Below are 12420 nucleotides of genomic sequence, written 5' to 3'. Positions count from 1 at the left end.
ATATAACAATAATAATGAATGTTACCTTAACTGATCTTAACAAAAACATTACGTTATATTTAGATAACTCTGTATTAATAAGTAAAATGGATCAACTAGACGAAAGTCCAGATGTTTTATTAAAGGTTGATAAATTAACTTTTTACAAGTTAACATTTAGAAAACTTACTGTAGATCAAGCGGTGGAAGATGGGAAGTTAGTAATAACGGGTGATGGTAATAAACTAAATGAATTAGTGTCTCTATTTGATCATTTCACTTATGCATTAAATATAGTAACACCTTGAATCTATGGACGTTTTTTACCATTGAATGAAGCGGAGAGTCTTGCTTTATTTTATTAAAAGTCAAAACAATAATTTTATATTAGGTAAAACAGAAGGATAGATTTCAGTGAGGAATCTATCCTTTTTTTTACTTTAATAAATGATATAATTATTTTGACTAATAAAATATTTTTTACTAATGAAAAAATAAGGGGGTAGTAATTATGAATTATCTAGATTTCTATTTGCGAAAACATAATTGTAAAAGATATGATGTTCATAAAAAAACTGGTATAAGTCAGCAGTTACTTTCAACTCACAAAAATAAAAAAATAGAAAAGTTTTCTAGTAAAGTGTTAATTGCAATTGCAGATACTTTAAGTAAAACCCCAGGTGATGTACTAAATGAGCTGTTGATTTTAGAAAGAGAAAATCCAGCTTTTGAAGCATTTAATCCGAATGAATTATTAGAGGGATTAGAGGCGAAGTATGATAAGATCCTCATTCAAGGAGCATATTACAAAGAAGTAAAGAAAATAATGGATACTCATCTTTCAGAGAATGAGCGGCTTGGTGTGGAATTAGGGGGCGCAGGTGCCATAACTATTTTAATCTACGCAATCGAAATAGTAAGAGATTTGTTCAGTAATTCAGAAAAAATTGATAAAGAAATAGAAAAAAAGTTAAATTTATATAAAGTTAAAGAGATATCTGATGATAGTTTATTGTTAAGTTTAAAACAATTAGATTATTAATTAATTTAAAATGAGCAACAAAAATTGTATATCGAACAAGGACATTTAATAGTATATTTACTTGTCCTTGTTCGGTATGCTTTCATGTTATAGAATAAATCTTTTTGTAAAATTATTTTTTTTATATAGAAAAAAGTGTATGAAATATTTATAATATTATGTAGATTGCTTATACAGATAAACTTTCTCACCAAGAAATGTAAGCGCTTTATACAGAAAGATTTGAGGCGATAAAGCTTCAACAATTAAGAAGGTTGTTTTTAGGGAACAGCCTTTCTTGAGTGCTATAAAAAATCGATTGGTTATTGGGGGAATAAAGATGGGTTATACACGAGATTTCTTTATACATCTATCACAAAATAGGGTATTGAATGAAGGGGCTAAAAAATGGGGTCTCAAGCTTGGGGCACAATCTGTTGTGGCAGGAACCAATATTGAAGAGATGATTCAAAGTGTTAAAAAACTTAATGCATCTGGAATTTCGGCGACAATTGATAATCTTGGAGAATTTGTTTTTAAAAGAGAGGAAGCAATAGAAGCGAAAGAGCAAATTCTAGAAGTATTAGATGCTATTCATGAGAATGGGGTTGACGCTCATGTCTCATTAAAACCTACTCAGTTAGGCTTGGATATTGATTACGATTTTTGCTTGGATAATTTAAGAGAAATTATTGCTAAAGCAAGTGAATATAAGATATTTGTTAATTTCGATATGGAGGACTCTAATCACCTACAGCCTTCGTTTGATTTAATGGATGTACTATCTAAAGAATTTGAAGGTAGTATAGGAACTGTTATACAAGCATATTTTCATAATGCTAAAGATAATATAGAAAAATATAAAAATTGCCGTTTGCGGATTGTGAAGGGGGCTTATAAAGAGCCGTCACATATTGCTTATCAAAGTAAAGTGGAAATTGATCGTAATTTCATAGAGTTGATAGAATATCACTTATTGAATGGTACGTTTACTAGCATCGCAACACATGATCATCTCGTTATTAATCACGTGAAAGAATTTGTGAAAAAACATAATATTTCAAAAGAAAAATTTGAATTTCAGATGCTCTATGGTTTCAGAAAAGAATTACAATTGCAGCTAGCTAGTGAGGGCTATCGTTTCTGTACGTATGTACCATTCGGCAAGGATTGGTATGGATATTTTATGCGTCGTCTAGCTGAGCGACCTCAAAATCTTGGATTAATCGGAAAGCAAGTTTTCAATAAACGAACGAATATCGTGATCGGAGTTGGAGTGGCAGCTTTCTTATTAGGTAGAAAATCAAAGAAATAAGGTGGAAAATAGGTCAGCCCCTTTTGGAGGAGCTGACTATTTTTATCGAAGATTAACGGGCTGTAAGACTCCCACTTCAAGAAGTTGAGTTAAGAAAAAATTTCTAAGTGGGGGATCAACAGCCCGTAAAGGCCCGATTGGTTCAACTAACAATCAGTGGGGGATGAAGAAAAACCCCCACTGATTGAAGTTTCACTTTATTTAATATTATATTTTCTTAATCGATACTGTAAGCTCTGTCTACTGACTTGAAGTGCTTTTGCACTTTGAGAAATATTATTGTCATGATGATCGAGAACTTGTTTTAAATATGCTTTTTCTACGTTTTCCATATATGTATCAAGTGGTAAAAAATCGTTCTTGATAGGTTCTGCATGTTTCACTGGTAGTGTTTGTACGGTTTCTTTTGAAGCATTTCTTTGTTTTAGTGTATATGGCAATAGATTAGGTGTAATATATAGTTCGTGTTGTTCTAAGAGATTCATCATTCCTTCAATGATATGTTCTAATTCACGTACGTTTCCAGGCCAATCATAATGTAGAAAGTAAGATAGTATGTCCTGACCAATCGGTTGGACAATCATGTCGAATAGCTGATTAAATTTATTGATAAAATGATTGGAAAGCAATTCGATATCTTGCTTTCGATTTCGTAATGGTGGAACGAATAAAGAAACAACACTTAAACGATAATAAAGATCTTTACGTAAATGATTGTTCGTAATGGCTTCTATCGGATCTTCATTTATGGTCGCAATTATACGTACATCAATACTTTTATCTTTGGTATCGCCTACTCGGCGGATCGTTTTCTCTTGCAAGGCTCGCAATAACTTTGCTTGAAGGTTTGGACTTAATGAATTAATTTCATCTAATAATAAAGTACCGCCTTCCGCTTGTTCAAATAATCCAGGTCTTTCTATCGATCCGGTAAATGCCCCTTTTTTGGTTCCAAATAAAATACCCTCAATTAAGCTTTCAGGAAGTGAAGCGCAATTTTGGCTTATGAAAGGCTGCGCAGATCGATTACTTCCATTATGAATGCTTTGTGCGAATAATTCTTTCCCTGTTCCTGTTTCTCCAATTATTAAGATTGAAGAAGTAGTTCTTGTGACACGTTTGCTAGCTTCAATGACATCTACGAAATTGGGGCTTCTTCCGATGATACTATCAAATGTATAGCGAGTATTTCCTTTATTCAAAATATTATTTTTAATAATTCTCTCTAAATGAGAAATATCCTTTGCTACTTCAATAGCTCCAATAATTGTTAGGTTATCATCATCGTAAAGCGGATATGTATTAGTTATAGTTGTTATTTCTTGTCCGTGGTGATTGAAATATGTCTGTTTAGAGTTTTGAATAACCATCCCTTTGTTAAGGGCATTTAACATCGTACTTCCGGTTTCTTCATTGAATTGAAAAACTTCTGGGATGGTTTTACCAATCACATCCTTGACGATCATTCCTTCGATCTCAGCCATTTTCTCATTGTATACAATCGTAACTCCTTCACGATTGATAATGTGAATCCCTGAGTCAACCACATTTACGATTCGTTGCAGGATAGATTGGAGGCTTAAGGTTTTCATGTAGCTGATGTCCACGTTGATCCCTCTTTTCTTCTTTATATTTAATAGTGTAATAGATATATGGGGGTTGGTGCAAATTCATTTTGCGCGCAAAAAAATAAAATGGTGGATATGCAATCAAATTTTGCACCTTTAGATAGAAAAGTCTTGTTTTTATGCCATTTTTCGAGTTGGCACGGTACTTGCATATATTTATGTATGTAAGCTACTTAAACAAAAAGGGAGAGGGATTAAATGGTACAAACATATAAACATGAACCGTTTACAGATTTTACAGTAGAAGAGAATAAATCAGCGTTTATACAAGCGTTACATAAAGTAGAAAGTGAATTAGGAAAAACCTATCCACTAATTATAAATGGCGAGAAAATTTTCACAGATGAAAAAATCACTTCATATAATCCAGCTAATAAAGCAGAGGTAATCGGTCATGTTTATAAAGCAACAAAAGAGCATGCTGAGCAAGCGATGCAAGCGGCTGACCAAACATTTATGGAAGAATGGAGAAAAACAAATCCTGCTACACGTGCAGATATAGTCTTTAAAGCAGCAAGCATGATTCGTAAGCGAAAGCATGAATTCTCGGCATGGCTTGTGAAGGAAGCTGGTAAGCCATGGAATGAAGCGGATGCAGATACAGCAGAGGCTATTGATTTCTTAGAATATTATGCACGTCAAATGCTTGAAATGAAAGATGGAATGCCTGTTTTAAGTCGTGCGAATGAGTTTAATCAATATAATTATGTACCGCTTGGAGTAGGAGTCATCATTTCTCCTTGGAATTTCCCATTTGCGATCATGGCAGGGATGACGACTGCAGCATTTGTTTCTGGCAACACAGTTGTATTGAAGCCAGCAAGTACAACTCCAGTGATTGCAGCTAAATTTATGGAAGTTTTAGAAGAAGCTGGTCTACCGGCAGGTGTTGTGAATTATATTCCTGGTAGTGGTTCTGAAATCGGTGATTATTTAGTTGATCATAAAAGAACAAGATTTATTTCCTTTACAGGCTCTCGCGAAGTAGGCGTTCGTATGAATGAAAGAGCGGCTATTGTTCAAGAAGGTCAAATTTGGCTGAAGAGAGTCATTGCCGAAATGGGAGGGAAGGACACTATAGTTGTAGATCGTGAGGCGGATTTAGACTTAGCTGCAAAATCGATTGTTGCTTCGGCATTCGGTTTCTCTGGTCAGAAATGTTCAGCATGTTCACGCGCCGTTATACATGAAGATGTATACGATACAGTTTTAGAACGTGCGATTAAATTGACGAAAGAAATGTCTATTGGTAATCCAGCAGACATTGAAAACAAAATGGGTCCAGTTATTGATCAAGCTGCTTACGATAAGATCATGAGTTATATTAATATCGGTATGAAAGAAGGAAAAATCGTTCATGGCGGTGAAGGAAACGATTCGACTGGATATTTCGTACAGCCGACAATTATTGCGGATGTCGAAGCTGATGCACGCTTAATGCAGGAAGAAATTTTTGGACCTGTAGTTGCTTTCTGTAAAGCAAAAGACTTTACCCATGCAATTGAGATTGCGAATAACACAATGTATGGATTAACAGGAGCTGTTATAACTAATAATCGTGCGCATATTGAACAAGCGCGAGAAGATTTCCATGTTGGTAATTTGTATTTTAATAGAGGATGTACAGGAGCCATTGTAGGTTATCAACCATTTGGTGGATTTAACATGTCAGGAACAGATTCTAAAGCTGGCGGACCAGATTACTTGCTACTTCACATGCAAGCAAAAACTACATCTGAACAATTTTAATGAACGGTTCCACTTACTAATGAAGTAGGTGGAACAAAAAATAAAAAAGTGGAGGGAATTATGATGCAAAAAGTAACAGAAAGAATTATTGAACAAACAGAACAATTCGGAGCACGCAATTATCATCCACTGCCGATTGTTATTTCGAAAGCAAAAGGAGTTTGGGTGGAAGATCCTGAAGGCAATAAATATATGGATATGCTTAGCGCTTATTCAGCGGTTAATCAAGGGCATTGTCATCCTAAAATCATTCAAGCGTTAAAAGATCAGGCAGATCGTGTGACGTTGACTTCCCGTGCTTTTCATAGCGATCAACTTGGCATATGGTATGAAAAAGTTGCGCAATTAACAGGGAAAAGTATGTCGCTTCCAATGAACACTGGTGCTGAAGCGGTTGAGACAGCTTTTAAAGCAGCTAGAAGATGGGGCTATCAAGTAAAAGGAATCAAAGCTAATCGAGCGGAAATCATTGCTTGTACAGGAAACTTCCATGGAAGAACGATGACGGCAGTATCACTATCTTCTGATGGAGAATACCGTGAAGGCTTCGGTCCGATGCTACCAGGTATTAAGTTGATTCCTTACGGTAATCTGGAAGCACTTAAAGAAGCTATCACACCGCAAACAGCAGCCTTTTTAATTGAGCCAATCCAAGGGGAAGCTGGTATTATCTTACCTCCTACAGGATTCTTAAAAGCAGCATATGAGCTATGCAAAGAAAATAATGTATTGTTTATTGCTGATGAAATTCAATCAGGTCTTGGTCGCACTGGAAAAACTTTCGCTTGTGATTGGGAGGATGTTATTCCAGATATGTACATTTTAGGAAAGGCTCTTGGCGGAGGCGTGTTCCCAATTTCCTGTGTAGCTGCAGATAAAGAGATTCTTGGTGTGTTTAATCCTGGATCACACGGGTCTACATTCGGGGGAAATCCTTTAGCGTGTGCGGTATCCATTTCTTCTCTTGAAGTTTTAGAAGAAGAGCACTTAGCAAATCGTTCTTTGGAAATGGGAGAATATTTCGTAAGTTGCTTAAAAGAAATCAAACATCCTGCTATCAAAGATATCCGTGGTAGAGGCTTATTTATTGGTGTGGAGCTCACAGAATCCGCACGTCCTTATTGTGAACAATTAAAAGCTGAAGGACTGCTTTGCAAAGAGACACATGAGACGGTAATTCGTTTTGCGCCGCCTTTAACAATTGAGAAGCAGGACTTAGATTGGGCGATTGAACGAATTAGTAAGGTTTTTTTAGCTAAATAACCACGAATAATGGAGTGATGTATGGTGAGTAATCATCAACAAATCATTGAATGGTACAATTATTTTCATTCACATCCAGAAGTAAGTGGTCAAGAAATCGAAACAACGAATGCCATAGCCCGGATTTTAGATGGGCTTGGCGTTCGTTATCAACGATTTTCTGACTGTACTGGATTGATTGCTGAGATAGGTGATGGTGATCATGTCGTTGCATTGCGGGCTGATATTGATGCACTATGGCAAGAGGTAGATGGCATTATGCGACCTAACCATTCGTGTGGACATGATGCACATATGGCGATGGCATTAGGTGCTATATTGTACTTAAAGGATAAAAATCTAGAACGTGTATGCCGTTTTATATTTCAACCTGCTGAAGAAAAAGGTAATGGTTCGCTATGGATGATAGAACGTGGGGCGATGAAGGATGTGTCGTCTTTATTCGGCATGCATGTCCGACCGAAAGATGAACTTCCATACGGCATGTTCACGCCTTCCATTTATCATGGAGCTTGTGTATTTTTAGAAGGGAAAATAACAGGAGTGGATGCACATGGTGCAAGACCGCATCAAGGGAAAAACGCTATTGATGTGGTAGTTGCAGTTCATGCTTATCTTAAATCGCTTTATATGGCACCAGATGAGTGTTATTCCATAAAGTTGACAAAAATAGCTGCCGGTAGCGAAAGCGCTAACATTATTCCAGGGACAGCTTCATTTTCTATAGATGTACGCGCGCAGAATAACAGAGTGATGGATGCATTAATCGAATCCGTGGAAAATGGAATGCATAATATAGCTAAACTTTATGGTGTACAAATGGATTATGAATGGCTGGATTATACACCAGCGGCCACGGTTTCTGAACAAGCTGAAGCAACAGCAAGAGAAGCGATCATTAAAGTAGCTGGTAAAGATGCTCTATCAGCAGCGATTTTTACACCAGGCAGTGATGATTTTCATTTCTACAACCGTAAAAACCCCGATTTACAGACCACCATGATTGGTATCGGTGCGAATGTCCAACCTGGCTTGCACCATCCACACATGACTATTAAAACAGACATTCTTGACAAAGGGGCACAAATACTAGCAGAGGCTTTACAACGTTCTAAAAAAATATAAAAAACAGAATATTCAAAAACGGAGGAGACTAGATGGAGAAGAAAATGCCCTTTTGGTTAGCGATCATTCCTTTAGTTGTAATGATTGTAGTGATGGCAATAACGGTTGTTTGGCTTGAACAAGGCCCACACGTTCCGTTGATAGTAGGTACAGCCACCGCGGCTCTTGTTGCCTGGAAGGTAGGCTATAAGTGGAACGAACTAGAAGAAGCGATGTATAAAGGCATCAGGCTTGCTTTACCAGCGATTGTTATTATTATATTAGTTGGGTTAACAATCGGAGCATGGATTGGTGGCGGTATCGTTGCTACAATGATTTATTATGGTTTGAAAATTATTACACCTTCACTCTTTCTCGTATCCATTACAATTATATGTGGAATTGTCTCACTTGCAATTGGTAGCTCTTGGTCTACCATGGGAACGATTGGTGTTGCGGGCATGGGAATTGGTTTAAGTATGGGGATACCAGCGCCTATGATTGCTGGTGCAATTATTTCAGGTGCATATTTCGGCGATAAAATGTCACCTTTATCAGATACAACGAATCTAGCAGCTGGGTTAACAGGTACAGATCTTTTTGTACATATTCGTCATATGTTCTATACGACGATTCCAGGTTTAGTTATTGCGTTAGTAGCATTTTGGTTTTTAGGAAAAGATTTTGGGGAAAGTGGCGCTCAAACTACGGATATTGAACAAACACTTAGTGTGTTACAAAAGGAGTTTGTGATTTCACCATTCTTACTGTTGATTCCACTTATTGTTATTATTTTGGTAGCTAAAAAAGTACCGGCAATCCCAGGATTACTTATTGGAATATTGCTTGGTTTTCTATCGCATGTATTCGTGCAAGGTGGATCATTTGCTGAAGCTGTAGCTGCTTTGCAAAGTGGGTATGTCATTGACACAGGAAACACCATGGTTGATAAACTGTTTAATGGTGGTGGTTTAGATAACATGATGTATACGGTTTCAATGACGATTGTAGCGATGACATTCGGTGGAATGTTAGAGTATACTGGTATGCTGCAAGCTATTGTCAATCAAATCCTTAAGTTAGCCAAAACAGCTAAAGGACTTATCGTGTCCACGCTTGTTTCATGCTTTGCAACGAATGCAAGTTGCTCAGAACAATATATTTCAATTGTTATACCATCAAGAATGTATGCGCAGGCATATCGTGATAAGGGACTAGCGTCCAAAAACCTGTCTAGGGTTTTAGAAGATGGGGGAACGCTCACGTCTGTCTTCATACCTTGGAATACATGTGGTGTGTTCATTTTCGGTACATTAGGAGTCAGCGCATTTGAATATGCGCCGTATGCTATTTTGAATCTGGTCGTACCAATCATTTCAATTATATACGCGTTGACAGGGTTCACAATTGAGAAGATGGACGACGAAGAACGAGCTAGAATCAAAAGAGAACAGCAAAACAGTGCACTTGGAATATAAGGGGGAATCATGATGATTACATCTATTACTTTGTACGCCATCCGATTGCCATTGCATGAGCCATTTGTGATTAGTTATCACACGTATCATGATATGCCATCAGTTATTGTTAAAATGGAGACTGATGATGGCTGGATAGGCTACGGTGAAGCTGTAGCAGATGAACATGTAACAGGTGAAACGTGGGAAAGTACGTTCAACATTTTAAAGTATACACTGGCACCACTACTAATCGGTCAGGATCCAAGTGCTTTCGAGAAAATCCACGATCGAATGAATGGAGCTATATACGGTGCTCCAACAGCTAAAGCAGCGATTGACATCGCTTGCCATGATTTAGTGGCGAAAAAACTTGATGTACCAATATATCAACTAATAGGTGGTCGTTATCATGACAAATTCCCTATCACACATGTGCTAAGTATCCAAGAGCCAACAACGATGGCTAAGGAAGCGATTGCAAAAGTGTCAGAAGGTTATCGCTCATTCAAAATGAAAGTAGGAAAAAACGTTCAACAAGATATCGAGCGAATCCGAGCGGTTCGTAGTGCTGTTGGTCATGAGGTAAGTATTAGAGTGGACGTTAATCAAGGCTGGGTGAACAGCTCTAACACTCTTAGCTCCTTACATAATCTTGAAGAATTAAAAGTAGACTGGCTAGAACAGCCAGTCCTAGCTGATGATCTTGAAGGTATGGCTTTTCTGAAGAGAAAAGCACGCATTCCAATAATGGTTGACGAAGGATTAAAAGGTGCGAAAGAAATGCGCGACATTATTCAGAAACAGGCTGCAGATAAAGTGAATATTAAGCTGATGAAATGTGGTGGAATTTTACCAGCGGTCAAGTTAGCAAACCAAGCAGAAATGGCAGGAATGGAATGTCAAATCGGCTCAATGGTGGAGTCTTCAATTGGCTCAGCAGCAGGATTCCATGTAGCTTTTTCTAAGAAGATTATTACTTCTGTTGAATTAACAGGACCGTTGAAGTTTTCTAAAGATGTAGGAAATCTTCATTATGATGTTCCGTTTATCCAACTATCGGAGAAAAGTGGATTAGGAATTGATATCGATGAACGAATTCTTTCGGAATTGACCGTGTTTCAACATGTTATACAATGAAAGGAGGGGAAGCGGTGATTAGTCAAGGTGTTCTTTCGAACGGACAAACATATACAGTGAAAAAATTAGCGATGGAGCATATTACAAGCGTTCTTTCCTTACAAGAGACAGTGGTTGTTGACCTAGATAATCCAAGTATTCTCCAACCTCTAGAAGAAGAGGAATTCCGCTATATTTTATCTGGTAACGGTTTAATGATAGGGGTTTTTGTAGATCATGAACTTATCGCTTTTCGAGCGCTCCTTGTCCCTTATACTTTAGAAGATCATTTAGGCATAGATGCTGGGCTACCTGAGAAGGATTTAAATCTAGTCATCTATCAAGACATTAGTAATGTTCATCCGCATTTTCGTGGCATGAGTCTACAGCGTAGTATGGCTAGTTGGATTATGGATGAATTAAATAAACAAGAACATTCTTATAAGTACATTCTAGCTACTGTTGCGCCATTTAATATTGCTAGTTTAAAAGACAAATTCTCACAAGGAATGGAAATAGTTGCTTTAAAGCCGAAATATGGCGGGAATTTACGCTATGTTTTTATGAAACAATTGGATCAGCAATTGCAAAGACAAGAAGAGACAGTATTTTGTGAAATGAGTGATACCATTGCTCAACAACAATTGCTGAATGAAGGTTATCGAGGGCAAGGGATCGAATTATTAAATGGTAAGTATTATGTAATATTCGGAAAAAATTCTTGATGTAGTAAGGGATCGAAAGCCTTTTACCAAATTTTGATGCCGAATTTCCCCTTAACTTTAAGGTGAAAATTAAATGCTTCTCATGAGTTGACCAAACTTTTGAGAAGCTTTTTCTATCTTTTGTTATATGAAGATAAACTTAGGTAATTGTTTCATAGTTTGATTGGGCAAGACGATCCATAATCTGTAAAAGTTTAACATCGGCCTCTACAAGTGAAAAGGTACTCACTAGAACTTAGATGTGCTATTATTAAGACATGAATTAGCATAAATACCAAATATTGAAAAAGTATATATTTATAAAGTAGCATAAAAGAAGCAAAAAAGTTTCAAATGGGGAACAAGCTTTAAAGGGGATGCCTGATGATGATAGTATATTTATCGCAGATTAACGGGCTGTAAGACCCCTACTTCAAGAAGTTGAGTTAATAAAAATTTTCTAAGTGGGGGATCAACAGCCCGTAAAGGCCCGATTGGTTCAACTAACAATCAGTGGGGATGAAGAAAAACCCCCACTGATTGAAGTTTCACTTTATCTAAAATAAGAGTGACGGATGATATAATGATATACCGATACGGACCAAATAAAGATAAAATGGATGGTATTATCGAGATTGATCGCTTAGATTTTCATAAGCCACCCAAGCTGACATTAGCATCTGATGATAGTAGTAGGGGTTTCTATGCAATTAGAGCTATTGGTAAAATGGGGAAATATCATCGTAGAAATGATTTCCCAGAAGAAGATATGTTTGCTAGTGGTTTTCAAAACACTTATTTTTGAGTGTTTTTTATTTTTTGCTTTGAAAAGAGTTGAAAAAATGAAATTGAATGAGCTAAAAATAGATTAGAAATACCTATTGATGATAATACAAAAGATGCAACGTTAGAAGTTCGTTTGGATGATGCAATAGACCAAGTGTATGGATTATACATAATACGGTTAATCAGTTTTATCGTAGATTAACGGGCTGTAAGACCTCCACTTCAAGAAGTTGAGTTAAGAAAAAATTTCTAAGTGGGGGATCAACAGCCCGTAAAGGCCCGATTGGTTCAACTA

Annotated in this window: 11 protein-coding genes; 10 read left to right on the top strand and 1 reads right to left on the bottom strand. The window is 36.8% G+C overall.

Going from position 1 to position 12420, the window contains the following annotated elements; genetic code table 11:
- From V7014_RS19080 to V7014_RS19070, 3 genes are all read left to right on the top strand, one after another.
- Positions 1-287, top strand: a 287-nt coding sequence (locus V7014_RS19080; protein WP_335509290.1) for an alkyl sulfatase C-terminal domain-containing protein, incomplete at its 5' end; no start/stop codon positions are given.
- Positions 288-490: 203 nt separating this feature from the next.
- The gene (locus V7014_RS19075; protein ID WP_335509288.1) at positions 491-1021 is read left to right on the top strand and encodes a helix-turn-helix domain-containing protein; all 531 of its coding nucleotides are present in this window, start codon (positions 491-493) and stop codon (positions 1019-1021) included.
- A gap of 319 nt (positions 1022-1340) precedes the next feature.
- A complete protein-coding gene (locus V7014_RS19070) occupies positions 1341-2315 on the top strand; it encodes a proline dehydrogenase family protein (protein WP_335509286.1) in 975 nt (324 codons plus the stop codon).
- 197 nt (positions 2316-2512) lie between these two features.
- Here the strand turns inward: V7014_RS19070 and V7014_RS19065 are convergent, their stop codons facing one another.
- Positions 2513-3907 (bottom strand): sigma-54 interaction domain-containing protein, encoded by a 1395-nt coding sequence (locus V7014_RS19065; protein WP_335509292.1) that lies wholly within the window; start codon positions 3905-3907, stop codon positions 2513-2515.
- 234 nt (positions 3908-4141) lie between these two features.
- Here V7014_RS19065 and pruA point away from each other — a divergent pair, with 234 nt between their 5' ends.
- The 7 genes from pruA to V7014_RS19030 all read left to right on the top strand — a co-directional run bounded on the left by pruA (position 4142) and on the right by V7014_RS19030 (position 12144).
- On the top strand, positions 4142-5692 hold the full coding sequence (pruA, locus tag V7014_RS19060; protein ID WP_335509284.1) for an L-glutamate gamma-semialdehyde dehydrogenase: 1551 nt from the start codon (positions 4142-4144) through the stop codon (positions 5690-5692).
- A gap of 63 nt (positions 5693-5755) precedes the next feature.
- Complete coding sequence (locus V7014_RS19055; protein ID WP_335509282.1) at positions 5756-6955, top strand: ornithine--oxo-acid transaminase; 1200 nt, start codon at positions 5756-5758, stop codon at positions 6953-6955.
- A 24-nt stretch (positions 6956-6979) separates the two neighbouring features.
- Positions 6980-8080 (top strand): amidohydrolase, encoded by a 1101-nt coding sequence (locus V7014_RS19050; protein ID WP_438824942.1) that lies wholly within the window; start codon positions 6980-6982, stop codon positions 8078-8080.
- 32 nt (positions 8081-8112) lie between these two features.
- A complete protein-coding gene (nhaC, locus tag V7014_RS19045) occupies positions 8113-9537 on the top strand; it encodes a Na+/H+ antiporter NhaC (protein WP_335509278.1) in 1425 nt (474 codons plus the stop codon).
- Between the two features lie 9 nt (positions 9538-9546).
- On the top strand, positions 9547-10656 hold the full coding sequence (locus V7014_RS19040; protein WP_335509276.1) for a mandelate racemase/muconate lactonizing enzyme family protein: 1110 nt from the start codon (positions 9547-9549) through the stop codon (positions 10654-10656).
- Entirely contained in the window at positions 10653-11360 is a 708-nt protein-coding gene (locus V7014_RS19035) for a GNAT family N-acetyltransferase (RefSeq protein ID WP_335509274.1), read from the top strand. Before V7014_RS19040 ends, V7014_RS19035 begins: the two co-directional genes overlap by 4 nt.
- 562 nt (positions 11361-11922) lie before the next feature.
- Entirely contained in the window at positions 11923-12144 is a 222-nt protein-coding gene (locus V7014_RS19030; RefSeq protein ID WP_335509272.1) for a hypothetical protein, read from the top strand.
- Positions 12145-12420: the final 276 nt, after the last annotated feature.

Source organism: Bacillus sp. JJ722, assembly GCF_036963345.1.
Lineage (GTDB): Bacteria > Bacillota > Bacilli > Bacillales > DSM-1321 > Bacillus_AD.
Note: the sequence above shows the minus strand (reverse complement) of the source record. Positions and strands in the feature narration are given on the sequence as shown.